The 24,501-nt window shown below is 64.9% G+C and carries 19 protein-coding genes and 1 pseudogene; 8 read left to right on the forward strand and 12 right to left on the reverse strand.

The genetic code is table 11. From position 1 onward, the window contains the following. The first annotated feature begins 113 nt into the window (after positions 1–113). Both hpnN and AC1DIX_RS08680 read left to right on the forward strand, forming a co-directional pair. Positions 114–2,759, forward strand: coding sequence for a hopanoid transporter HpnN (hpnN, locus tag AC1DIX_RS08675; protein WP_477323587.1), 2,646 nt, complete (start codon positions 114–116; stop codon positions 2,757–2,759). Positions 2,760–2,780: 21 nt separating this feature from the next. Continuing rightward, positions 2,781–3,575: an MlaA family lipoprotein gene (locus AC1DIX_RS08680; protein ID WP_477323589.1), complete on the forward strand. Its 795-nt coding sequence runs from the start codon at positions 2,781–2,783 to the stop codon at positions 3,573–3,575. 1 nt (position 3,576) lies between these two features. Here AC1DIX_RS08680 and AC1DIX_RS08685 read toward each other — a convergent pair whose 3' ends face one another. From AC1DIX_RS08685 to AC1DIX_RS08705, 5 genes are all read right to left on the reverse strand, one after another. Further along, complete coding sequence (locus AC1DIX_RS08685; protein WP_477323591.1) at positions 3,577–4,278, reverse strand: phosphorylase family protein; 702 nt, start codon at positions 4,276–4,278, stop codon at positions 3,577–3,579. Continuing rightward, complete coding sequence (shc, locus tag AC1DIX_RS08690) at positions 4,275–6,296, reverse strand: squalene--hopene cyclase (RefSeq protein WP_477323593.1); 2,022 nt, start codon at positions 6,294–6,296, stop codon at positions 4,275–4,277. The genes AC1DIX_RS08685 and shc overlap by 4 nt, the downstream gene beginning before the upstream one ends. Before the next feature lie 23 nt (positions 6,297–6,319). Further along, the gene (gene hpnD, locus AC1DIX_RS08695; RefSeq protein ID WP_477323595.1) at positions 6,320–7,165 is read right to left on the reverse strand and encodes a presqualene diphosphate synthase HpnD; all 846 of its coding nucleotides are present in this window, start codon (positions 7,163–7,165) and stop codon (positions 6,320–6,322) included. Positions 7,166–7,262: 97 nt separating this feature from the next. Further along, positions 7,263–7,628, reverse strand: a complete 366-nt coding sequence (locus AC1DIX_RS08700) for a cupredoxin domain-containing protein (RefSeq protein WP_442124370.1) — start codon at positions 7,626–7,628, stop codon at positions 7,263–7,265. After that, positions 7,625–8,518, reverse strand: coding sequence for a metallophosphoesterase family protein (locus AC1DIX_RS08705; protein WP_477323597.1), 894 nt, complete (start codon positions 8,516–8,518; stop codon positions 7,625–7,627). Before AC1DIX_RS08705 ends, AC1DIX_RS08700 begins: the two co-directional genes overlap by 4 nt. 146 nt (positions 8,519–8,664) lie before the next feature. Here AC1DIX_RS08705 and AC1DIX_RS08710 point away from each other — a divergent pair, with 146 nt between their 5' ends. From AC1DIX_RS08710 to ftsZ, 3 genes are all read left to right on the forward strand, one after another. Further along, positions 8,665–9,195 carry a sigma-70 family RNA polymerase sigma factor gene (locus tag AC1DIX_RS08710; RefSeq protein WP_477323599.1) on the forward strand — a complete coding sequence of 177 codons (531 nt, stop codon included), beginning with the start codon at positions 8,665–8,667 and terminating at the stop codon, positions 9,193–9,195. After that, on the forward strand, positions 9,182–9,940 hold the full coding sequence (locus AC1DIX_RS08715; protein WP_477323601.1) for an anti-sigma factor family protein: 759 nt from the start codon (positions 9,182–9,184) through the stop codon (positions 9,938–9,940). The genes AC1DIX_RS08710 and AC1DIX_RS08715 overlap by 14 nt, the downstream gene beginning before the upstream one ends. A 116-nt stretch (positions 9,941–10,056) precedes the next feature. Beyond that, positions 10,057–11,217 carry a cell division protein FtsZ gene (gene ftsZ / locus AC1DIX_RS08720; RefSeq protein WP_477323603.1) on the forward strand — a complete coding sequence of 387 codons (1,161 nt, stop codon included), beginning with the start codon at positions 10,057–10,059 and terminating at the stop codon, positions 11,215–11,217. Between the two features lie 3 nt (positions 11,218–11,220). Here ftsZ and AC1DIX_RS08725 read toward each other — a convergent pair whose 3' ends face one another. Both AC1DIX_RS08725 and AC1DIX_RS08730 read right to left on the reverse strand, forming a co-directional pair. Then, positions 11,221–14,166, reverse strand: a complete 2,946-nt coding sequence (locus tag AC1DIX_RS08725) for a sensor histidine kinase (RefSeq protein WP_477323605.1) — start codon at positions 14,164–14,166, stop codon at positions 11,221–11,223. Positions 14,167–15,082: 916 nt separating this feature from the next. Continuing rightward, entirely contained in the window at positions 15,083–17,308 is a 2,226-nt protein-coding gene (locus AC1DIX_RS08730) for a sensor domain-containing diguanylate cyclase (protein WP_477323607.1), read from the reverse strand. A gap of 719 nt (positions 17,309–18,027) precedes the next feature. Between AC1DIX_RS08730 and AC1DIX_RS08735 the strand changes: the two are divergent. Then, positions 18,028–18,276: pseudogene (locus AC1DIX_RS08735) on the forward strand (IS3 family transposase); the annotation flags it as partial. A gap of 185 nt (positions 18,277–18,461) precedes the next feature. On the opposite strand, the gene guaA reads toward AC1DIX_RS08735, so the two are convergent. After that, the gene (gene guaA / locus AC1DIX_RS08740; RefSeq protein WP_477249581.1) at positions 18,462–20,072 is read right to left on the reverse strand and encodes a glutamine-hydrolyzing GMP synthase; all 1,611 of its coding nucleotides are present in this window, start codon (positions 20,070–20,072) and stop codon (positions 18,462–18,464) included. Between the two features lie 57 nt (positions 20,073–20,129). Next, positions 20,130–21,590 (reverse strand): IMP dehydrogenase, encoded by a 1,461-nt coding sequence (gene guaB / locus AC1DIX_RS08745; RefSeq protein WP_441934441.1) that lies wholly within the window; start codon positions 21,588–21,590, stop codon positions 20,130–20,132. Between the two features lie 178 nt (positions 21,591–21,768). Between guaB and AC1DIX_RS08750 the strand changes: the two genes are divergently transcribed. Beyond that, positions 21,769–22,248 (forward strand): DUF4124 domain-containing protein, encoded by a 480-nt coding sequence (locus AC1DIX_RS08750; RefSeq protein WP_477323609.1) that lies wholly within the window; start codon positions 21,769–21,771, stop codon positions 22,246–22,248. Positions 22,249–22,262: 14 nt separating this feature from the next. Here AC1DIX_RS08750 and AC1DIX_RS08755 read toward each other — a convergent pair whose 3' ends face one another. Together AC1DIX_RS08755 and AC1DIX_RS08760 are read right to left on the reverse strand one after the other, a co-directional pair. Next, a complete protein-coding gene (locus AC1DIX_RS08755) occupies positions 22,263–22,565 on the reverse strand; it encodes an RnfH family protein (RefSeq protein ID WP_441934437.1) in 303 nt (100 codons plus the stop codon). Beyond that, positions 22,555–22,989, reverse strand: a complete 435-nt coding sequence (locus tag AC1DIX_RS08760) for a type II toxin-antitoxin system RatA family toxin (protein ID WP_441934436.1) — start codon at positions 22,987–22,989, stop codon at positions 22,555–22,557. The genes AC1DIX_RS08755 and AC1DIX_RS08760 overlap by 11 nt, the downstream gene beginning before the upstream one ends. Before the next feature lie 67 nt (positions 22,990–23,056). Here AC1DIX_RS08760 and smpB point away from each other — a divergent pair, with 67 nt between their 5' ends. Then, positions 23,057–23,506, forward strand: coding sequence for an SsrA-binding protein SmpB (smpB, locus tag AC1DIX_RS08765; RefSeq protein ID WP_477323611.1), 450 nt, complete (start codon positions 23,057–23,059; stop codon positions 23,504–23,506). Positions 23,507–23,509: 3 nt separating this feature from the next. Here the strand turns inward: smpB and AC1DIX_RS08770 are convergent, their stop codons facing one another. After that, on the reverse strand, positions 23,510–24,472 hold the full coding sequence (locus AC1DIX_RS08770) for an amidohydrolase family protein (RefSeq protein ID WP_477323613.1): 963 nt from the start codon (positions 24,470–24,472) through the stop codon (positions 23,510–23,512). Between the last annotated feature and the right edge of the window lie 29 nt (positions 24,473–24,501).

A 24,501-nucleotide genomic window follows, 5' to 3' on the forward strand; every position in this document is an offset into this window, starting at 1 on the left:
TGTAGCGCAAAGGGCGGCAAGGGCCCGCTTCGGTGGYCCGGCGGCGCGGCGAATCGTGCGATGCGGCGGCGTGTTCTCGGGTTTAATGAGCCAGACTCCATTATCACGAGCACATGCTGACCACACTGATCGCCAGGATCGTCGACCTCTCGGTGCGCTACGCCTGGGCCGTCGTGGCGGGGTTCGCACTGCTGGTGGCCGGTGCCTGCCTGTATGTCGCCGGCCATTTCGCCATCACCACGGACGTCGGCCGCCTGATGGATCCGGATGCGCCCTGGGCGAGACGCGACGCCGCCGTCGCCGCAGCCTTCCCGGGTCGCAGCGATACGACGCTGGTTGTCGTGCGCGCCCCCGCGCCCGAGTTGGCCGCGCAGGCGGCGCGGGAACTGGCGGCCAGCCTGCGCCGGCAGCCGGACCGCTTCCGTTCTGTCAGCCTTGGCGAGGGCGAGGACTTCTTCCGTCGTAACGGCCTGCTCTATGTGCCGGAGGCCGAGCTGTCCCGCCTGACCGATGGCCTGCGCGATGCCCGCCCCCTGCTCAACGCCCTGGCCCGCGATCCCTCCCTGCGCGGCCTGGCCAACCTGCTGTCGGTCTCGCTGGGCGCGCCGCTGCAGAGCGGCCGGATCGGATTGCCCGGCATGGCGCCGCTGCTCGCGCAGAGCGCCGACGCGGTCGAAGGCGTGCTGGCCGGACGCCAGGCCGCGCTCTCCTGGCAGAACCTGGTCGACACCGGCCCGGCGGGCAGTGCCTTCAGCCTGGTCGAAGTCATTCCAGTGCTGGACTTCAAGGACCTGATGCCGGGCTCGGCGGCGGCGGCAGCGGTCCGGGCCAGCGCGCGCGAGCTGCGCCTGGCCCAGCGCTACCAGGCGAATGTCAGCTTGACCGGGCCGATTCCGCTGTCGGACGACGAATTCGCCTCGCTGCAGGAAGGCTCATTGGCCACCAGCGTGGCCGCCTTGCTGCTGGTGCTGGCCCTGCTCTGGTATGCGCTGCGCTCCGGGCGACTGATCCTGGCCGTTTGCCTGACCATGGCCGGCGGCCTAGCCCTGACGGCGGCGCTGGGCATCATGATGGTCGGCGCAATGAACCTGATCTCGATCGCTTTCGCCATCCTGTTCGTCGGGATCGGCATCGACTTCGGCATCCAGTTCGGCGTGCGCTTCCGCGAGATGCACCAGCGCCGCACCAGCACCGCGCAGGCCCTGCACGAGGCCGGTCGGGCGATCGCGCTGCCGCTCCTGCTGGCGGCGATCGCCACCGCCTTCGGTTTCCTCGCCTTCCTGCCGACGGCCTACCGCGGCGTTGCCGAGCTGGGCCAGATCGCCGGCTGCGGGATCCTGTTCGTGGCGCTGCCCTCCTGCCTGACGGTACTGCCGGCGCTGATCCGGCTGCTCGATCCGCCGCCCGGCCGGACCGCGCCGGGCTTTCCCCGGCTGGCGCCGGTCGACCGGGCGCTGCAGGCGCATCGCAAGCCGCTGCTGGCCGGCACCCTGGCCATGGTGGCCGCCGGATTGCCGCTGCTGGGCAATCTCGAATTCGACTTCAATCCGCTGCACCTGAAGGATCCCCGCAGCGAATCGATGACTTCGCTGCAGGCGCTGTCGCGCAGCACCGACATCGGCCTCGACAATGTCCAGGTGCTGGCGCCCTCGCTGGAGCAGGCCCGGACCGTCGCCGCACGCATCGAAACACTGCCGGAAGTCGCACAGGCGCTGACCCTTGCCAGTCTGGTGCCGGAGCAGCAACCCGCCAAGCTCCAGCGCATCGCCGCGACCGCGGCCGTCCTGACGCCGGTACTGTATCAGCAGCCCCTGCCTCCGGCCACCGACGGCACCCGCGTGGCGGCGCTACAGGCCGCCGCCGTCTCGCTGCGCAACGCGGCACTCGACCATCCCGGTCCTGGCGCCTTTCATGCCACACGCCTGAGCCATGCCTTGGCTGCGCTGGCGCGTGCCGATGCYGCCGCGCGCGATCGTGCCGAGGCCGCCATCGCCGCCCCGCTCCGGCTGGCACTGGACGGCCTCAAGCTGGCGCTGCAGGCCGCCCCGGTGACGCTCGCCAGCCTGCCCGGGCAGCTGAAGCACAACTGGATGACCCCGGATGGCCGCGCGCTGGTCGACGTCAGCCCCCGCCGCGCCACCGGGGCAAAAGCGGACAGTGCCGCCGAGGAAAGCGCACGCCTGCGCCGCTTCGCCCTGGCCGTGCAGCGCGTGGCGCCGGACGCCAGCGGCGGCCCGATCTCGGTGCTCGGTGCGGCCTCGCTCATCGTCGATGCCTTCGTGCAGGCAGCGGTGCTGGCCGTGCTCACGATTACACTGCTGCTGTGGCTCGCCTTCCGCCAGTTCGGCGACGTGCTGAGGACCATGGTGCCACTGCTGGTCTCGGGCCTCGTCACGCTCGAAGCCAGCGTCCTGCTGGGYATATCCCTGAACTTCGCCAACATCATCGCCCTGCCCCTGCTGCTCGGCGTGGGCGTGGCGTTCAAGATCTACTATGTAATGGCATGGCGCAGCGGTGAAGCCGCTCTGCTCCAGCACGGGCTGACCGAAGCCATCGTCGTCAGCGCCGCCACCACCGGGACTGCCTTCGGCAGCCTGTGGCTGTCCGGGCATCCTGGCACCGCCAGCATGGGCGAGCTGCTCGTGCTGTCCCTGATCTGTACGCTGATCGGCGCCGTCTTCTTCCAGCCCATCCTGCTGGGCCAGCCGCGCGCGCGGCAGCGTCAGGCCAGTAGCGCACGCGCGCCTTCGTCCACCTGAAACGTCCAAGGCCAGAACCGTATGCGAACACACATCCAACCCTCCGCTGCGCCACCCGCGATCCGCCTGGCCGCTCTCGCCGGCCTCGCCGCACTGGGTGGCTGCGCCACCGGCCCGGGCAGCAATCCAGCCGATCCTCTGGAGCCGCTCAATCGCGTCACCTGGCGCGTCAACGACGCCGTCGACCGCACCGTCGCCCAGCCGGTGGCGCGCGGCTACAACCGCGTCGTGCCGAGTCCGATCCGTACGGGCATCGCGAATTTCTTCGCCAACCTGGGCGATGTACCGGTCATGTTCAACAACTTTGCCCAGCTTCGCCTCATGGACGGCATGTCCGACCTGATGCGAGTGGCCGTCAACAGCACGTTTGGCCTCCTGGGCTTCCTCGACATCGCGACGCCGGCCGGGATTCCCAAACACAACCAGGACTTCGGCCTGACCCTGGCCCACTACGGCGTGGCGAGCGGTCCCTATCTGGTGCTACCGCTGTTCGGGCCCAGCACCTTCCGCGACGCCGCCGGCTTCGGCGCCGACCAGTTCGTTACGCCCGTCAACTACGCCCGCCCCGCGGTTCGCAATTCATTGTGGGGAATCAACTTCGTCAGCGAACGTGCCCGCTACCTGAACGCGACCAATCTGCTGGAACAGGCGGCCCTCGACAAATACCTGTTCGTACGCGACGCCTGGCTGGCGCAACGGCAGTCCAAAATCGAGGAAGAGCAGCCGCGGGCCCTGCCCGACTACGAGGCGGACCAGAAGAGCAATGCGACCGGAGGCGGCACGGCGGACGACCGCCCCGCCGACAAGAAAAAATGATTCAACGCGGCGGCGCCAGCGCCCCGCCGAGCCGCACGGCCAGGCGCCGCAGGGAACGCCGCGCGCGCCAGGCATCCAGCGCCAAAACGGCCAGTGCGGCGGCTTCATGCGGTGCCGCCGCGAGGCCGCGCAGGAGCGCCGGGAAATCGGTGCCGCCGCCAGGGCGCATCGCGGCCAGGGCGCATGCGGGCAGGCTGCGCCAGGCCGGGTCCAGCACCACCCGGCAGGCTGCGAACGGCAGGCCATGACGCCTCGCCGCCAGCGCCGCCGCATGCGATTCCATGTCGACCGCGCACACGCCCGTCTCTTGCCACAGCCTTGCCTTGTCCCTGCTCGTGGCGAGCGGGAAATCCAGCCCTGCGAGCAGGCCTTCGCGCGCCTGCAGCAGCCGGGCCCGCAGTGCACGCGACCAGGCGCGATCCACGGGAAACGCCCCGGCCGCGCTCCACACGCTTGACGCCAGCAGGCAGTCACCCGGCCGCAGTGAGGGATCGGTGGCGCCGGCGCAGCCAAAGCTCAGGATGCCGGCCCAGTCCCCGGCGCGCCCGCCCTGCCCGGCGAGCAGGGCATCGAGCCCATCGGCAATCCGCTGCGGTCCGGGCCCGCGCACGGTGGCCACGCCCAGCCTGGACACGATCGCCGCTTCGAAGCCCAGGCCGCAGACGACGATGACCCTGGCATCCCGCTCGCCCGTGTCCCTCACATGCCATACCCCGGCCTGCCGCCGCCGCTAAAGCGCAGCTTGCGGTAGCGCGCCAGCGCCCACAAGGGAAAATAGCGCGCATAGCCGTGGTAACGCAGATAGAACACGCGTTCGAAGCCGGTCGCGGTGTGGTGTTGCTCGTCCCACAGGCCATCCTCGCGCTGCCGCTCGAGCAGCCAGGCGATGCCGCGGGCGACGGCCGGCGAGTCGACCGCGCCCACCGCCATCATCCCGAGCACCGCCCATGCGGTCTGCGAAGGTGTCGACTGGAATGGCCGGTGGCCGTCGTAGCCGAGACGGTAGCTGTCGCCGTCCTCGCCCCAGCCGCCATCCTCGTTCTGGATCGATGCCAGCCATGCGACGGCGCGCACGGCCGCCTCGTCCTTCATGTCCAGGCCGGCGGCGCCGAGCGCGCACAGCACGCTCCAGGCGCCATAGATATAGTTCATGCCCCAGCGTCCATACCATGCGCCGCACGCTTCCTGCTCGTCGAGCAGCCATGCCAGCGCACGCCGGGCCGGCGCCTTCCGGTCGCGGCAGGCAGCCGGATCGAGCTGGGCCAGCATCGACACGCAGCGCGCGGACACGTCCGCAGTGGGCGGATCGAGGAGCGCGCCGTGATCGGCGAAGGGAATGTTGTTCAGGTAGAGGTGGGTGTTCTCCGGGTCGAAGGCACCCCAGCCGTGCCCGTGGCGCCCGCCGCGGCACTGCATGCCGAGTACCCATTCGCGGGCGCGCTCGACCGCGTCCTGGAAACCGGGCTCGGGCTGGAGCCGGTCGTAGCGATGCATGGCCATCGCCACGACCGCCGTATCGTCGACGTCCGGATAGTGCGCATTCGCATACTGGAAGGCCCAGCCACCGGGGCGCAGGCCGGGGCGGCGCTCGGCCCAGTCGCCGTGCAGATCGACGATCTGCAGGGGACGCAGCCACTCGAGGCCGCGGCGCGCCGCCTCGAGCGCTTCCGGCGTGCCCGTTTCGAGGAGGGCATGGCTCATCAGCGCGGTATCCCACACTGGGGAAAAGCAGGGCTGGCAGTAGGTTTCGTCGCCACGGTCCACCAGCAGCCTGTCGACCGCACGGCGCGCACGGACGGCATCCGGATCGTCGCGCGGGACGCCCATTGCATCGAACATCATGACGGCGTTGACCATGGCCGGAAAAATGGCGCCGAGCCCGTGCTCGCCGTTGAGCCGCTCGCGTACGAAACTGCTGGCGCGTGCTATCGCGCGGCGCCGCAGGCGGGCCGGCATGCCGGGCTGCAGCAGTCGGACGCAGGCCTCGGCCTTGCTGAAGAAGGCGAACCAGAACGGATTCTGGTGCGGCGCGCAAGCTGCCGGGCCAAGCTCGCGCGGCGGCGCCAGGAACAGCTCGTCGATGCCGACCCCGCGCGGGTTGCGCGCGCGCGGCTTGAGCGCGTCGAGCACCAGCAGGGGCGTCAGCACGGTGCGGGTCCAGTAGGAGACCTTGGACAAATGGAAGGGGAACCAGCGCGGCAGCAGCGCGATTTCGACCGGCATGACCGGCACGGCGTCCCAGCACACGACCCCGTACAGCGCCAGCAGGATGCGGGTAAACACGTTGCTGCGTTCGGCGCCGCCGCGCGCCCGGATCGCCTCTCGCGCCCGGACCATGTGCGGCGCATCCGGCGAATCGCCGATCATTTTCAGGGCGAAATAAGCTTTCACGCTGGCGCTCGGGTCGTAGGCGCCGTCATGGAACAGCGGCCAGCCGCCGTGCGCGCCCTGCTTGCGGCGAAGGTAGCGGCCGATTCGCGCTTCCAGCGCCGGGTCGGCCGGCTCGCCCAGCGCGTGCACCATCAGCACGTACTCGGCAGGGATGGTGGCATCCGCTTCCAGTTCGTAGACCCAGTGCCCGTCCGGCCGCTGCTCGGCCAGGACCGCCCGGAGCGCGCGCTCGATTCCCTGCTCGAGACCGCGGCTGCGCGCCTCATGCGCGACCCCGCCTGCACCCGCCGTCCCCACATGCAATGCCCGGAACGCTGAATATCGCATCATGATTCCTTTACAGAAATGATGGGCTATAGAACGGCATGCCGCAGCAGGATGCCGAGCCGTTCGAGGCTGCCGACCCTGACCGCGCCGCGCGGCCCGGCCCAGCCCCGCTCGAGCATGCGCGCCAGCAGCGCCTGGTACACCGCGCCCATGATGCGCGGTGTCCGCACGCAGCCGCCGCGATGACCGCGCATGACATTCGTGGCCTCGTCGAAACAGGCGCGCGCCTGGCCGGCTAGCCGGACACAGGCTTGCGGCAGTGCGGGATCGGCTGCGATCGCCGCCGCCTTCCACCCGCCGTCGCCAGGGGCAATACCCGCTTCCATCAGCAATTCACGCGGCAGATAGGCGCGACCGATGCCGGCGTCCTCGTCGATGTCGCGCAGAATATTGGTCAACTGCAGGGCGCGCCCAAGGTGATGCGCGAGCAGGATGCCGTCGTCGTCCGGCAGGCCGAACACCCTGACCGACAGCCGGCCGACCGCACTGGCGACGCGGTCGCAGTACAGGTCGAGCGTCGCCGCCGGCGGCGCGCAGATAGGCTCGGACTGTGCGTCCATGAGCATGCCGTCGATGACGGCGTCGAAATCGGGGCGTGCGAGTGAGAAGGTGGCAATATCACGCTGCAAGTTCGCCAGATGCGCCGGGCCGGCGCCGTCGATGCATGCGTGCACGTCCTCGCGCCAACGCTCCAGCGCCGCACGCTTTTCGGCAGGCGGCGCCGCGCCATCGGCGATGTCGTCCACCGCGCGGCAGAAAGCATAGATATCGAACATGGCGGCGCGGCGCGGCCGCGGCAGGATGCGGAGGGCCTGGTGGAATGAACTGCCGGGCCTGGGAGCCGGCTGGACGGTCACCTGCGACAGGTTCATATGCCCTCCTCCTGACGAGACCACATGCGGCAGACGAGATGGATCGGGGGAATTCTAGAACATCCTGGACATTCGGGGCGGACGACTGGACCACGCCTCAACTCACGACAATCATTCCGGACATCGTTTCATGGCCGGATCCGCAAAAGATATCGCAATGAAACGGGAACTGACCGGCCTTGTCCGGCGTCAGGCGGAGCCGTGTCACCATACCGGGCAGGATATCGCTTCGCACACCGAAGTCCGGCAAATTGAAACCCATCGGGACGTCCAGCGAAGTGAATTCGAAGCTGACCGGTACGCCAAGCGCGAGCCGGATCTCATCCGGCTCGAACGTGAATCGCCGGGCGCGCACTTGCACCAGGCGCTCCTGCTCGCGCCTCGCGCTTGCGGGAACCAGCATGCTCAGGGTAGCCGCCGCCGTGCCAAGCACGAACAGGCGCCGCTGCAGGCAGGGTTTCATGACGAGCCTCCCTGGACGGGGAATTCCTGCAATTGAAAGGCCTGCCCCGCCTGCTGCGCGGCCACCTCGCGGTATCCCAATCCGCGATAGGGATGCGCGGCATCCCATGGCAGCGGTGCGCGCTTGGGTTGCGATCCTGGCGCCGGCAAGGGATAGATCAGGGAACGCGCCGCATGGTGGGCAATATGGCCGGTCATGTGATGATTTTCTTGATGAATATGGCCGTAGAAAACAGTGACGTTCGCGCGCGGCATCAACAGCTCGACAGCCGCCGCGCCATCCCGCGTGGCCCAGTCCCATTGTGGATACAGGTCGAACAAGGGACGATGCGTGAACACGACGACCGGCAGGTTCGCTGCTGTCTTGCCGAGGTCGCTGGCCAGCCACGCGAGCTGGGTATCGCCGATTCTTCCCGCGGGGTCGGAGACATTGTCCAGCACAATGAAATGCACGCCCTTGTGGTCGAAGCTGTAGTGGGTGTCGCCAAAGAATTCCTGGAAGGCGGCACCATGGTCCAGCGATGCGTCGTGCTCGCCTGGCATGAAATGCAGATCCTTGACCTTCAGACCGTCGATGATCCCCTTGAATTCGCCCAGCCTCTTGCGGCGCTCCACCGGATCATCGGTCGTGTGCGTCAGGTCGCCGGTAAACACGATGAAATCGGGCGGCGGCTCCAGCTTGTTCACGGCCGCGACTGCTTTCGGCAGCGTCCCGCGGGCGTCCGGATTTGGCGGCCCTTCAAAACCCCAGTGCGCGTCCGACAGCTGAACAAAATAAAAATCCTTTCCGGGTGTCGCTGCGCTGGCCCAGCCGGCCAGGCCGGACGCAAACACCACGCCACCCAGCCCTGCCAGCTTGAGGAAATCGCGCCGGTCGATAGTGTGTTCCATTGCTTCCTCCATGTTCATCCCCGATTCGATCGGATCGGTAAGCCGTATACCGGCGGCAGCGACGTCTTATTCCCGGACCACCCGACGAATCGRGAATAAAATCCAGGCGAGCGCAGTCTTGATGGGATGACAAGCGAAGGATGCGTATGGACAGCTCGGCCCTTGAAGTGCGATTCCGGGAATTGATCCTGCCGCATCTGAATTCGGCCTTCAATCTCGCTTGCTGGTTGACCCGCAACCGCGAGGATGCGCAGGACGTCGTGCAGGAGGCCGCGATGCGTGCGTTCAAGTATTTTTCAGGATTTCATGGCAGCGACGGACGCGTGTGGCTGCTTCGCATCGTGCGCAATACCTTTTACAGCGGATTGCGTGAAAAAGGCGTGCCGCCAGAGACGGCATTCGACGAAGAACTCCACGGCCTGGACGAAACCCGTGGGAATCCGGAGGCCCGGCTGATGCAACAGGATTGCGATCGGGCCGTACAACAGGCGCTTGCCGCCCTGCCTCTTGAATTTCGCGAGGTCGTCGTCCTGCGCGAACTGGAAGAATTGTCGTACAAGGAAATCGCCGAGATTGCCGGTATTCCGATCGGCACGGTGATGTCAAGGCTGGGACGGGGCCGCAAGCTTCTCGCGAGAAACCTCGGCGAGGCTATCGGAGGGAATGATGGAGCATAGCGAGGTCCAGCAACTCTTGCCCGCCTATGTCGACCGGGAGCTGGGCATCGTCGACACGCTCGCGGTGGATCGTCATCTCGAGACCTGTCTCGCGTGCCGGCGCGAGATCGAGGAACAACGCAGCGCCGGCATGCGGATACGTGAGAAAGCGCCGTATTTCAGCGCACCGCCGGCGCTGCACGCGCAGGTCGTCACGGGCCTGCCGTCCACTCGGATGCCTCGCACGAGCCCGCTTGCACGGCGAAGCTGGTGGCCGCAAACCGCCGCGGCACTCACCGTGGCGCTGGCAGCGGCCCTGGCCTGGGGTGTCGGCGAGTACCGCATGGCGCGGTCGCCGCAACAGATCCTAACCGATGAACTGGTCGCAAGCCACCTACGGTCCCTGCAAGTCGACCACCTGACCGACCTTGTCTCGTCCGATCAGCACACCGTCAAACCCTGGTTCAACGGCAAGCTGGCCTTCGCTCCCCCAGTCATCGACCTCGCAGCGCAAGGATATCCGCTGATCGGTGGCCGGCTCGACTATCTGGCGGGCCAGAATGTCGCGGTCCTCGTCTACCGCCGCCATCGCCATCCGATTAATGTGACGATCTGGCCAGGCAAGGATCTGCCTTCAAGGCCGCAGATGACAGACAGGCAAGGCTATCACCTGGTCCGGTGGAGCGCTGGCGGGATGAATTTCTCGGCGGTGTCGGACCTTGGCGAAAACGAGCTCATGCAGTTCGTGGCCTTGCTGCATACCTAAGCGCACACCAGCGTTTCGGCGCCATTGCACGCGTTATTACAATTGTTTTCGAATGTAACGTTTTCAAACTTTCGCGTGCGCACCTCAGCAAGTAGTCTAATAGGCTCGGCACCAGCATGCGCTTGTCGCGCAGCAATTACAGCCGGTCGAACACACAATTTCAAACGGAGTATTCCTTGTCCGAAACAAACATTCCCCAACCGGCAACGGTCATCAAGATAATCGGGGTTGGCGGTGCCGGCGGCAATGCCGTCAGCCATATGGCCTCCTCCGGAGTGTCGACCTTCGAATTCATTTGCGCGAATACAGACGCGCAAGCGCTGTCGAACACCAAGACCGAAAAACGGATCCAGCTCGGCGAGAGCGGACTCGGCGCAGGCAGCGACCCGATCGTCGGACGCGAAAGCGCCACGCGCGAACGCACCATCATCGCCGACGCGCTCAAAGGCGCCGACATGGTGTTCCTCACCGCCGGCATGGGCGGCGGCACCGGCACCGGCGCCGCGCCCGTGATTGCCGAAGTGGCGCGCGAGCTGGGCATCCTGACCGTCGGCGTGGTGTCGAAGCCCTTCGAATTCGAAGGTCCGCGGCGCATGCGCGTAGCGGAAGAAGGCATCGCCACCCTGGCCCGATGCGTCGACTCGCTCGTCATCGTCCTCAATAGCCGCCTCGAGGAAGTCCTCGGTGGCGACATCACGCAAAAGGAGGCGTTTGCCGCCGCCGACGATGTGCTGAGCAAGGCGGTGACCGGGATTGCCGAAATCATCACCGTGCCTGGAATGGTCAACGTCGATTTCGAAGACGTGCGCACGGTCATGCGCCAGACCGGCATGGCCATGATGGGCTCCGCCCAGCACAGCGGCGAAGACCGTGCCGTCAAGGCGGCCGAAGAAGCCATTGCCTGCCCGCTGCTCGACGGCTCGAACCTGCGCGCCGCGCGCGGTGTGCTGGTCAACATTGCCGCATCCGAGGAAACGCTGAAGCTGCGTGAAACGAAGGCGGTAATGAACGCGATCTGCTCGCAGACCGGCGACGAGGCCATCATCAAGTTCGGCGCGGTCTACGACGAGTCGCTGGGCGACGCCATGCGCGTGACCGTGGTGGCCACGGGCCTGAACCGGCCCAGCGACTTCGCACTCGGCGCCAAGCGTTCGCCGATCACGCGCCCGGTGTCCCAGTCGCAGTCGATCCTGCGTCACGCCGCCGTCCAGGCGCCGGTGAGGCCGGCGCCGTCCCAGCTCGAGTCGCGTACCAGCCCGGACGTCCAGAGCCGCTGAACGTCAGCGTCGCCAGGGCCAGCGCCAGCGCAGGCCCCGGCGCACGTCCGCATACGCCAGTGTCGCTTTGATTTCGATCCGCCAGCTCGTGCCGGCGCCGGGCGCCGTGCGCAGGCGCGCGTCGGCATGGATGCGCCGGGCGCGCTCCTCGATGCCGCGCAAGCCCCAGTGGCCCTGCTTGTCCCTGGCGCCGGCGTCGATACCGCGGCCGTCGTCCCGCACGGTCAGCACCAGGGCGCCTGCACCGTACTCCACGACCGCTTCGTGCAGTTTTGCATCCGCATGGCGGAAGGCGTTGCGCAAGGCTTCGCGGCCGATGGCGCACAACTCCTGCTCGACGATCGGATGCAGCGCCCGCGCCCTGCCCACGCAGCGCAGCGTGAAGTGCTGGCCCGGCCCGGCGTCCTGCTCCCCCGTCGTGCGCAGATAGTCGCACAGCGAGGGCTCGTGGTGCGCGCCGTCGCGCAGGGCTGCGACCTTGTCGCGCCCTTCCTCGATGGCGGCCTTGGCGTCGCGCAGGCTGCGCCTCAAGGAGTCCGCCAGCGCGGACTCCGATGCGGGCAGGATCGTCGTCACCTTCATCACGAAACCCTGGAAAGTCTGCAGCACGGTGTCGTGCAGGTCGCGCGCGATGCGTTCGCGCTCTTCCATCCGCGCACTCATACGCTCGGTCAAGGTCCGCGTCAGGAAGCGCAGGCGCAGGCGGTAGCCGAGCCAGAGTAGCAGCAGGCCGGCCAGCACGCACGCCAGCTTGAACCAGGCGGTCTGCACCAGGGTCGGCGCCACGTGCAGGTCGAAAGTCCGTTCGCCTTCGCTCCACACGCCGTCCTCGTTCATGGCGCGCACCCGGAAGCGGTAGTCTCCCGGCGCCAGCCCCGTATAGGTGGCGCTGCGTTCGGAGCCGGTCTGCCAGGCACGGTCCACGCCGTCGAGGCGGTAGCTGAAGACGATGCGTTCGGGCCGGCTGAGCGCAGGCGCGGTGAAGTCGAAGCGCAGGCGCGTGGTGCCGGCGCGGATCAGCGGCGGGCGCGTCAGCGGGTAGGCAAGCTCATCCCCGGTCACCGCCAGCAGCAAGGGCTGCGGCGCCAGCGGATTGCGTTCGCGCCGCGACGGGTCGAGCTCGACGATGCCGTCGGTGGTCGTCACCCACAGGCGCTCGCCCACCAACCTCAACGACGCTACACCCGCCGCAGTGCCCGAGTAGCCGTCGCGCGCGTCCAGCAAGGCATAGCGCAGCGGCGCACCGCTATCCACCGCCCGGCGCCAATCGCTTGCTTCGACACGCAGCAGGCCGATGCCGCCGTTCAGCCAGCGGGTGCCGTCGGCCGCCACGAAGAAGCCGGTGACACGGCGCAGCACATCGTCGCGCTCCACGCGCAAGCGCCGGAAGCGCCCTTCGTGCAACACTGCCACGCCAGCTTCGCCGCCCACGACGAGTTCGGGCGCCGTCGCCACGCAAGTCGCCTGGCCGATGTTGCCCAGCGCAGCCTGGCCGTATTCCCCCCGCAGGCGGCCACCCTCGAACAGCACCAGGCGGCCATCGGCGAGTCCGCGCCACATCTGGCCGGGCTGGCCCGCCGTGCTGAAGACGAATTCGGCGCCAGGCAGGTCGGCCAGCGGCCGCCAGGCGTGGCCGTCCCAAAGCTGGACCGGGACGTTTACCCCGCCGAGCCAGACCCGGTGGCCGTCGCCGCGTGCCCAGGCCGCCATCGGCAGCGGTCCCGGCAGGTCGATAACGGTCTCGACACCGGCGCGGCGCACCGTAATGCCGTCCTCCCTGAGGAGCACGACCGCACCGTCGGGCGCAAGCGTGGCACCGCGATACTTGCCCGGCAACGCCGTGAGACGGCGCGACGCAGGATCGTAGCGCCATCCCCGCATCTCCTGGGGAGCGACCACCCACACGCTGCCGTCGGCGTCGGGCGCGACATGGAAATCTCCCTTGATGGCCGGCAGCCCCAAGGGGCGCAAGGTGTTCCGGCGGAAGCGCTCGATACCGGTCGCAGAACCGAGCCAGATATCGCCTTCACGGTCTTCGAAGATCACGCGCGGCGCCAGCGAGCTCAGCTGGCCAGGCTGGTCGAGCCGGCTCGTCGTCGCCGCAGCCACGTCGATGTAGCTCGCCTGGTCCACGCCGGCGTACGCGGCCAGGCAGACGCCGGTCGGACAGCGCAGTGCCCACAGGTTGCCGGCCCGGTCGAAGATGGCGGTACTGCCCGATCCCTGGCTGAGGTAGCCCGGCCGCGCGGTAGCACCGGGCGCCGGCGCCGATACGAGCGCAAGATAGCTATCCGCTCCAACCCAGAGCCGGCCGTCCTGCGAGGTCCGGAATCCCAGCATCTTTTCGGAAGCGTCGCGGTTTGGTGCAGTCAGGCTGGCGGGGACGCAACGCTCGGCGTCCCGGTCGTAGCGGAACAGGTGACGGCCATTGGTGGCCCATAACCGGTCGTTGCGATCAAGCGCGATCGTCAACGGCGCATCGGGGCAGCCTTGCGCCGCTCCCAGCTTCGACCAACGCCCCTGCTGCAGGCGCCGCAGACCGGAGGATGTGCCGACCCACAGCGCGCCTTCGCCGTCGCGTACCACGTCATTGGTCCTGCTGACGGGACTCTCCTTCGTTCCCGGAGCGAGATGCTCAAGCCGGCCGTCCGCGTGCAGTACACTCAGGCCCGGGGCCTCGTAAGCGATGTACAGGTCACCGTTGGGCTGGGGTGCCAGCTCCCAGATCCGGGGGCTCAGCAAGTGCTCGCCGTTGGCTGCGACGAAGGGGTGGAAACGCACGCCGTCGAAGCGGTACAGGCCGTTYGGCGTCCCCAGCCACAGCCAGCCATCGGGCGTTTGCGTCATGCGCTCGACGTGTACGGGGGCGCCGTCGCTCGCGGTCCAGACGGCATGGTTGTAGTCGGCCAGAACGACGGAATGGCCCTGTGCGCAAGCAAGGGAACTCAATGCGATGCCCATCAGCGTGCTGCACAATCGTCGCGTTCGGGTCATTGCCCTGCTTTTCCTCATTCTCAGGATTCCGTTTTTTGTTCTCGTGAACATGAAAAAAAGCCCCTGAAATCAGGGGCTCGTGTTGCCGTTACTGCCTAAGCTTTTGAGCCGCCGGCGAGCCTGGCGTCATTCCCATTCTATCAATGGATGAGCTAGCCCGTTGATTCGATGAAGCTTTTTTCACTACAAACTGATCCGTACCATTAGCAGTAGCATGTTGCACTTCCGCATGGCGGGACACTACGCCAGACCTAGGACTTCTAGTTGATCAAACAACACGCAGTTGCGACATCCGCTAATTCGGATTGCTCCTTTCTATGAGGAGCTGACGGTAGCTCATCAGTGAATCCCGGTTGATGAGCAACCGACAAGCAACCGTCGCTGGGAAGCGACATCGAGCATGACCAGCGGCGGTCGCCATTCAAATTGGTTCCGGCGCAAATTATGTACGCGAGCAGTCCACGCACGATTGCGGCGCGAACTGGGCCGGAAGTCGGCGATTTCAACGGCAGAGCCGACAACTCTGCAGAGATAGATCAATTGGCCGCGGATTCTCCCGTAGCTCTTGTCCACTTGCGAAGACGCGTAGGCCTGGGCTGAAAAGCGGCTCCAACCTTTGTCGTCCAACACTTAAGCATCGCGTCGTCCGACTCTACCGACCGCAAACCAACGGTAAGGCAGATCGCATCATCTAGTCAGCGCTAGACGAGTGGATCCATGGTTTCGTCTACACCGATTCTGACGAGCGGACGGATGTCCTCCGCCAGTGGAACGACGATTACGACCGTGGCCGTCCCCGCCAAGGGATCGGTGGCAAAGCACCGCTATCCAGGCTCTCTACCGATGGCAACAATCTCCTGCAAATGCACGCCTAGAGAGCAGAGCCGTAAACCTCATGCCGGTTGCGTCCGCCACGCTTGGCCCGATACATCGCCTGATCCGCCCGGCGCACCGCCTCGTCGCCAGCCATACCTGGCTCGAGATAGGCGACACCAATGCTAGTGCCGGCCGCCACGTCGGCCGACCCGAGTGGAAATGGCGCCTGCATCACTGCAACAAGCTTGCGCGCCACGGTTTCTGCGGTCTTGGGGTCGGGCAAATCCTCCAGCAGCACGGCGAATTCGTCGCCGCCGAGGCGTACCACGAGGTCCGTCTCTCGCACCACGTGCTTGATGCGCTGACCGAACGCCTTGAGCACCACGTCGCCTGCGTCGTGGCCATAGGTATCGTTGATCGCCTTGAACCGGTCAAGGTCGAGGTACAGCAGCGCCACTGTCGCATGGCGGCGCTTCAAGCGCGACGTCACCAATTCCAAGTGGTGGTAGAAGAAGGCGCGATTGGCCAGCCCGGTCAGACTGTCGTAATGCGCCAATTGCTGCAGCTGTCGTTCAAGCAACTTACGATCAGTGATATCTTCGTATAACCCGAGCAACGCGACGGTGCGTCCGTCAATGTCATAGAGCGGTATTTTGCTTGTGCGCAACCACGTCTCACTGCCATCATCACGCAGTTGACGCTCCTCGAAATTGATTTTTGGCTCGTTGGAGCGCATCGTCTCGATGTCGTCATTCCGGTACAATTCCGCGCTTGCCCGCCAAGCCAGTTCAAAATCGCTCTTGCCAACGATGTCTTCGGGTCGCGCCAAGCCTGCATCACGGGAAAACGCCTCGTTACAGCCCAGATATCTGAGCTGCGAGTCTTTCCAGAATACCCTCTGGGGAATGTTGTCGATGACCAGTTTGAGCATCCGCTGAGAGTCCGCAAGGCGCCACTCGATCAATTTGCGTTCAGTGATGTTTTCGGCAATACCGAGAACACTGATCACCCGATCGTTAGCTATTACCGGAAGCATGATCATGCTCACCTCGATGCGCACGCCAACGTTATCGATCAGCGCCGATTCGAAGGACACCGAATCCCCATTCAAGACCTCCGCAAACGCCTGGAGAAAGCGCGACAGATTCTCCGGCACGATCATCTCCTCGATGGGCTTCCCGATCAGGTCTTGCTTGCTCAATTTAAAATCATTCAAGGCCTTCGCGTTTGCACTCAGGAAGCGGTGTCGGTGATCGAGGGAATAGGCCGCAAAAGGGTGTTTTTCGAAGATCGTGTCAAAGCGCATGACTTCTGCGCGCCGGCGCGAGCGCTTGGCCACACGCCGCATCCACGCTGCAGTGAGGTAGGCGAGTCCGATCGACGCCATAAAGCCCGCCAACAGGATCACTACGCCGTAGGGATTGTAATAACGCTCGCGGTACACAGGTTTTGCGAAGAAAAACAGTTTCCACGTGCGGTTAGCGAACGTAAGGTCGGATTGGCGGGCCACAGGAAAATCACGGTCGCCCAAGCGAAAGTGGGGTCGTTTGTCGCCGTCATACAACTGATTCTCGGGGCGCACCGATCCGTCGTAAATCTCAAGGTCGAATGACCGACGAAATCCCGGCCCCATTACCCGCTCCACTGCCTCGTCAACATCGACAACTAAAAAAACAAAGCCGCGCAATGCTGCGCGCCGCTCGGCAATCGTAGTTGGCGGGAGCGCCGTGCGGTAGACGGGCGAGAAAACGGCGACCACTGGCGTTGCATTCGAGCTGCTCAGGTAGGAATGCGGTTGCGTAGAGGTGGGCAAGCCGGAATCGCGGGCCACCTGCATTGCCCGCCGGCGTTCAGGTACTTTCGACAAGTCGGGCTCCCAGGCACGCAGCGCCTCTGCACTTCGCGGATACATGTACCAGTATGAGAACAAGGCATTGGTATCCAGGCTGGAGCCTGGCACCTGCTCAACATATCCAATCGAGCGAAGGCCCGGATGCTCGGCAAGCACATCGGCGGTGCGCGCATATCTTACGAAGCCAGCTTCGCCAGAATCACCGGCGGCCGCGACGTAACCCGCCAGGTCCCGGCTTAAATGGGCGTAAGCGCCGATGCCCTGCTCAAGTGCGTACTGGTACTGGGCCGCGTCGGTCGCCGCGTGAAGCGCGGTACGTTCGCCAGCGAGGCGATTTTCGAGTTCGAAAGCGGAGAACGAAACGGAGCATCCAAGCAGCAGTACTAGGAAGGCAGGTAGAAGTGTGCGATTTCGATCGGTATCTGGCATTCGATTGCATCAACTCCATAAAGCGCGGACCGGGCCATTCCTTAGCCCCCCAAGTTACGGCAAAGAAAAAGACGGATTCAAGCGCCTCGTCGTCTTGCAATCTTTTTCGAACAATATAGCACCTGCATTGTCGAGGCCCCGACACGCGCTGCCACTTGTAGACCAAGCGGCAAGAACAGTGTTCTGTCCCGGTCTAATGGCGCCGAATGCCAGATTGGGCGGCCATGATCGAAAATTGACAACGTTACAAAGAACTTGCGCGCCAGACAGGCGTAGCGCACCGGCATGTTGTAGCACTCGACGAGCACACACATAACATTTGTCGCATTTGCTTGATTTCACTTTCAAGCGCGTTCTTTTTTTCGGCGGCATTAGGTTGCAAATGCCTTCCGTTCCGACAAAATGGTTGAGCTACTGATTTCTCTGCGTTGCAAGCAATCGAAATGTCTTTAACTTTCCACATTGCACAGCTTTCGCAGGCAGCGCTGCTGGAAACTGTCGAGCGCAACCGAGATGAGGGTATCGTCTGCGGATAGGACACCGCTGTCGAGCAGCAGCCGCAGCTTGGCAATACAATCGCCCTGGCGAAGCGCCAGGGCAAGGTTTGACTCGCCGGGATCAGCTGCCTGCGCAATGGCGTCTGCGACGTCCTGCGGAACATCCCAATGTCTTGTAATCGCCGCCGAGAGAGCCCGACTACAGGCCGGCAGCTTGACACCCTCGAATCACACAACTTTGTGCAAAGCAAGAGCAGGTGCGGTAACTGCCACGACACTCAGTCTATGATGGGCTTTTTCCAGCTGCTGAAGCGAGAGCGGGTTCGCCGCAAGGTCTATGCAACGCGCGACGAGGCCAGACAGGACGTCTTCGACTACATCGAGATGTTTTACAATCCGAAGCGGCGCCACAGCTTCAACGAACGGTTGTCGCCAGTCGAGTTTGAAAAGCGATATTCTTTACGGCTATAGAGTATCTAGGAAGATGGTGGCGATTCATGGCCAGTGCCACGTCTAATCCTAATAAAATCTCTTACTTGGCAATACTTTGGCATACCCGAACTCACTCGCCCGGATAAAAAAACCGTCGATCATTCTGGCAATGATCAACGGCTCATTAAATTCCAACTTGGAATCAACTAGTTAGAGAACTCCCGTCACTCCCACTCGATGGTCGCCGGCGGCTTACCCGAAATATCATAAACAACGCGATTCAAACCACGAACCTCGTTGATGATCCGGTTCGACACCCGGCCCAGCAGATCGTGCGGCAGATGCGCCCACTGCGCCGTCATGAAGTCCAGGGTCTGCACGGCACGCAGCGCCACCACGTATTCATAGGTACGGCCATCGCCCATCACGCCAACCGACTTCACCGGCAGGAACACGGCAAACGCCTGCGACGTCGCCTCGTACCAGTTCACCGGCGCTTTACCCGCGTCGATACCCGGCACCATCGGCGCCACGAACGGGGTATTGCGCAGCTCTTCGATGAAGATCGCATCCGCTTCGCGCAGCAGGTCGGCATATTCACGCTTCACTTCGCCCAGGATACGCACGCCCAGGCCCGGACCCGGGAAGGGGTGACGGTACACCATGTCGTGCGGCAGGCCTAGGGCCACGCCCAGCTTGCGCACCTCGTCCTTGAACAGCTCGCGCAGCGGCTCCAGCAACTGCAGGTTGAGCGTTTCCGGCAGGCCGCCCACATTGTGGTGGCTCTTGATGGTCTGGCCCTTCTTGCCCTTGCCTGCCGATTCGATCACGTCCGGGTAGATCGTGCCCTGGGCCAGCCAGCGAGCGGAAGTCAGCTGCTTGGCCTGTTCCTGGAACACTTCGACGAATTCGCGGCCGATGATCTTGCGCTTCTGCTCGGGATCGGTCACGCCGGCCAGGTGGCCCATGAACTGGTCGCTCGCGTCGATGCGCAGCACCTTCACGCCGAGGTTCTTCGAGAACATGTCCATGACCATCTTGCCCTCGTCCTTGCGCAGCAGGCCGTGGTCGACGAAGACGCAGGTCAGCTGGTCGCCGATGGCGCGGTGGATCAGGGCTGCGGCCACGCTCGAGTCGACGCCGCCGGACAGGCCGAGGATGACTTCATCGCTGCCGACCTGGGCGCGGATCTTCTCGACGGCTTCGCCGATGTAGTCCGGCATGTTCCAGTCGCTCTTGCAACCGCAGATCTCGTGCACGAAACGGCCGATGATGGCTTCGCCTTGCGTGGTGTGGGTGACTTCCGGGTGGAACTGCAGCGCGTAGAAGCGGCGTTCTTCATCGGCCATGGCGGCCACCGGGCAGCTGTCGGTGGAGCCCATCAGCTTGAAGCCTTCCGGCATTTCCAGGACCTTGTCGCCGTGGCTCATCCAGACCTTCAGCATGCCGTGGCCTTCATCGGTGACGAAGTCGTTGATGCCGTTCAGGAGCCTGGTGTGGCCGCGGGCGCGCACCTCGGCGTAGCCGAATTCGCGCACCTTGCCGTTTTCGACCTTGCCGCCCAGCTGGGCCGCCATGGTCTGCATGCCGTAGCAGATGCCCAGCACCGGCACGCCGAGTTCGAACACGGCCTGCGGCGCGCGCGGCGAGTCGCCTTCCAGGGTCGAGTTATGGCTGCCGGACAGGATCACGCCGGAAGCGCCGTAGTTGCGGACGAAGTCGTCGCCGATGTCGTAGGGGTAGACCTCGGAGAACACGCCGGCGTCGCGCACGCGGCGGGCGATCAGCTGGGTAACCTGGGAACCGAAGTCGAGGATGAGGATTTTGGAATGCATATGGTCTTCTGATAGCGAATACAAAAACGCGGCCGCAGGGGCCGCGTCTCGGGATCTTTATTCGGAGCGGTAGTTCGGCGCTTCCTTGGTGATCTGCACGTCGTGGACGTGGGATTCACGCATGCCTGCCGAAGTGATCTCGACGAACTCGGCTTTCGCACGCAGTTCTTCGATGCTCGCGCAGCCGCAATAGCCCATCGACTGGCGCACGCCGCCGACCAGCTGGTAGATGATGGCCAGCACGCTGCCCTTGTAGGCGACGCGGCCTTCGATACCTTCCGGCACGAACTTGTCGGCCTTGCTCGAGGCTTCCTGGAAGTAGCGGTCGGCCGAGCCTTCGGCCATCGCGCCCAGCGAGCCCATGCCGCGGTAGCCCTTGTAGCTGCGGCCCTGGTAGAGGATCACTTCGCCCGGCGCCTCTTCGGTACCGGCGAACATCGAGCCCATCATGACGGTGTGGGCGCCGGCTGCCAGCGCTTTCGAGATATCGCCCGAGAAGCGGATGCCGCCGTCGGCGATGCAGGGTACGCCCGTGCCTTCGAGCGCTTCGGCCACGTTCGAGATCGCGGTGATCTGCGGCACGCCGACACCGGCGACGATACGGGTGGTGCAGATCGAGCCCGGGCCGATGCCGACCTTGACGGCGTCGGCGCCGGCTTCGACCAGCGCGCGCGCGGCGGCCGCGGTGGCGATATTGCCGCCGATGACGTCGACTTGCGGGTAGGTGTCCTTGATCCACTTGACGCGGTCCAGGATGCCCTGCGAGTGGCCGTGGGCGGTGTCGACCACCAGCACGTCCACGCCGGCCTTCACCAGCAGTTCCACGCGTTCCTTGTCCTTGTCGCCCACGCCCACTGCCGCGCCCACGAGCAGCTTGCCTTGCGCATCCTTGGATGCGTTCGGGTGTTCATGCGACTTCAGGATGTCCTTCACGGTGATCAGGCCGCGCAGTTCGAAAGCGTCGTTCACGACCAGCACGCGCTCCAGGCGGTGCTTGTTCATCAGGCGCTTGGCCTCAAGCGTGTCGGCGTCTTCATTGACGTAGACGAGCTTTTCACGCGGGGTCATCTTGGTGCGCACTTCCGCGTCCAGGTCTTCCTCGAAGCGCAGGTCGCGGTTGGTGATGATGCCGATCACCTGCTTGCCTTCCACCACCGGGAAGCCGCTGAAGCCGTGCTGGTGCTGCAGGGCGATCACGTCGCGGATCTTCATCGTCGGCGGGACCGTGATCGGGTCGCGCAGCACGCCGGCCTCGAAGCGCTTGACGCGCGCCACTTCGCGAGCCTGGTCGGCGGGACGCAGGTTCTTGTGGATGATGCCGATGCCGCCTTCCTGCGCCATCGCGATCGCGAGACGGGCTTCGGTCACGGTGTCCATTGCGGCCGACAGCAGCGGAATGTTCAGCGAGATATTCCGGGTCAGTTTGGTTCGCAGGGACGTGTTGGCCGGGAGGATGTTGGAGTAGGCCGGGACGAGCAGCACATCATCGAAGGTGAGTGCTTTCTGAAGAAGACGCATAGTTTTATTTCCTATAGGCGCAAAAGCGAATTATACAGAAACTCCCGTAAAACGTCTTCATGGGGCCAAAAAAGGCCCGAATGCACCTGAAACCCATCCATTCGGCGAAAAACCACGCACGTTGACATGCCCGGCGAATCATGGCGAAATCAGGGTAAAGATAACGCAAGGAAACATCATGAACCCAAGCTGGCTGCGCCTCCTGTCGATTGGCGCCCTCGCCCTGCTCCCGCAGCTCGCCCATGCCCAATACAGCTGGATCGACGAAAAAGGCGCGCGCGTCTTCTCGGATCGCCCGCCGCCGCCCGGCACGCCGCCGAGCCGTATCCTGAAGGCGCCGCGCGGACTGGAGCCGGCGCCCGAGCCGGCGTCCACGCCCGGTGCGTCCGCCGAAAAGCCGTCCACGCCGGGCTGGATGGAGCGCGAGGCGGACTACCGGAAACGTTCCGCCAGCCGGGCCAAGGAAGAGGGGGAAGCGCTTGCCGCAGACAAGGCGCGTGCGGCCGGATGCGATGCGGCGCGCGCGGAACAGGCACAGTTAAATGCAGGCGTACGTCTGGTGCGCATCGACAAGAAGGGCGAGCGCGACTACGTATCGGACGAGGAGCGCGCGCAGCGGCTGGAAAAGGCAAGGCGCACTCTGGCGCAATGTCCGTAATCTAGCGCCCCACCCTACTTCCTGGCGGCGCGCCTGCGCCTGGAATCCTTCGGATCCGCCACCAGCGGCCGGTAGATCTCGACCCGGTCGCGCTCGCGCAATACCGTGTCCAGCGACTTCTTCTTGCCGTAGATGCCGACCGTCTGGGTCACCAGGCTGATTTCCGGGAAACGCGCCAGCACGCCGCTGTGTTCGATCGCCTGGCCGGCCGTGGTGCCGGGCGCGACGCGCATCGGATGGATGAACTCGTCCTTCGGCGTGGCGTAGACGATAGTGACCTGCAGCTCGCCGGCCGACTGGGGCGTTTTAGATTCCATACACCTGCTCGGCACGCTTGCAGAAGGAATCGACCATGGTGTTGGCGATCATGCCGAACACCGGCCCGACGATCTGTTCCAGGATCACGCTGGAGAACTCGTACTGCATGTCGAAGTCGATCTTGCAGGCGTCCGCGCGCAGCGACTTGAAGGACCAGACCGCTTCCAGCATCTTGAAAGGCCCGTCGACCAGGTGCATCTTCATCTGGGTCGGACGCTGGTTGTGGTTGGCGGTGGTAAAGCTCTGTTTCACGCCGTGGAAGTTGATCTGCAGGGAGGCGGTCAGGTTGTCGCCCGTCCGTTCGATGAGCTTCACACCGCTGCACCAGGGGAGAAATTTCGGATAATCCTCGACCTTTGCAACGAGGTCGAACATTTGCTCGGCGCTATAGCCCAAGAAAACTGATTTGTGCACTACTGCCATTTGTCAGCCGTTTGTTATGATGTTGGATTAACAGTAGTTTAACCGACGCGCGCATTTTAGCTATTTCATGAGTATTATTGATAATAAGAAAGCCTTTTTCGACTACYTCATCGAGGACCGCTACGAGGCCGGCCTGGTGCTGCAAGGCTGGGAAATCAAGGCGATCCGCGAAGGGCGCGTGCAGATCAAGGAAGCCTACGTCGTCGTCCGCAACGGCGAGCTGTTCCTGTTCGGCGCCCACATCAGCGCCCTGACCGCCACCTCCGCCTGGAGCCATCCGGAAGCCCTGCGCACCCGCAAGCTGCTGCTGCACAAGGCCGAGATCGAGAAGCTGGTCGGCAAGGTCGAACGATCAGGCTATACCCTGGTCCCGCTCAACCTGCACTTCAAGGGCGGCCGCGTGAAGTGCGAAATCGGCCTGGCCAAGGGCAAGAAACAGCACGACAAGCGCGACACMGAACGCGACCGCGACGCCAAGCGCGAAATCGAAAAGGCGATGAAGAGCAACCGCCGCTGAAGCTCAGCGAAAATACGGCGGCACGTTCGCGGCGATCTGCGCGAATTCGGCGTCGGTCAGCGGCAGCTTCCTGAAGGCGGCCCAGGATTCGCGTGGCCGCAGGTTGGCGCCCTGGGCCGCATCGGTCCCGTACAGCACCCTGCCCGGCCCGACCTGGCGGATCGTGTCCGCGACAAGCTGCGCAAGTTCCGGGCTGATGTCGCGATCGACGATGGAGGCGACGTCGAAATACAGATTGCGGGTGCGCGGATCGCGCCGGGCGACGCTGCTCGCCAGCGCCGCCATCGCTTCGCGCGCCGGTGGGTCCTCGTAGCCCGGCCCGCTGCCGGCGAAATGCGCCGCCTGCACGACCACGTCGGGCGCCGCCGGCAGCAGCTGTTCGACGAAGATCCTGGCCTGGCGTGCACCGTAGGGCCTCTCCTTGCTGATGCTGGCCCGCATGTGGACAACGATCGCCATGTGCGCCGCGTTGGCGGCGGCGAACACCTCGCGCAAGCGCGCCACGTGGGCAGGATCGTCGAGCTGCACGTCCGAATTCCCGAAATGGAGCTTGATCCCGCGTCCCATGCCCGGGGTGGCGGCGCAGCGCTTCAGCTCCTGCAACGCGTAGTCCTTCAGCGGATTGAAGCTGCAGAAAGCGATCAGGCGGTCCGGATAGCGCGCGGCCTGGGCGGCGGTCCAGTCGTTTTCGCGGCGCACCTGCCCGGCTTCGTCCTCGACCCGGCGGCCCGGCTTGCCGTACCAGAAGGCGACCGACAGCAGGGTCGCCTTGCGGATGCCGGCGGCGTCCAGCAGTGCGATCACGTCCTTCGCGTCCAGCGGCTGCAGGCCGGAGTCGGGGCCGGCCAACGCGATGTCTTCGGCGCTGAAGATGTGCTGGTGGTAGTCGCCGACCGGCGTCTGCGCCCCGGCGGCGCCGGCCAGCATCAGGGCGGTCAGGACGAGGCTGCGTGCGCGCATATGCATGGCGTTCTCCGGTGCGGAAAACGCCAGTC

This window comes from Massilia sp. 05N420 (genome assembly GCF_056397205.1).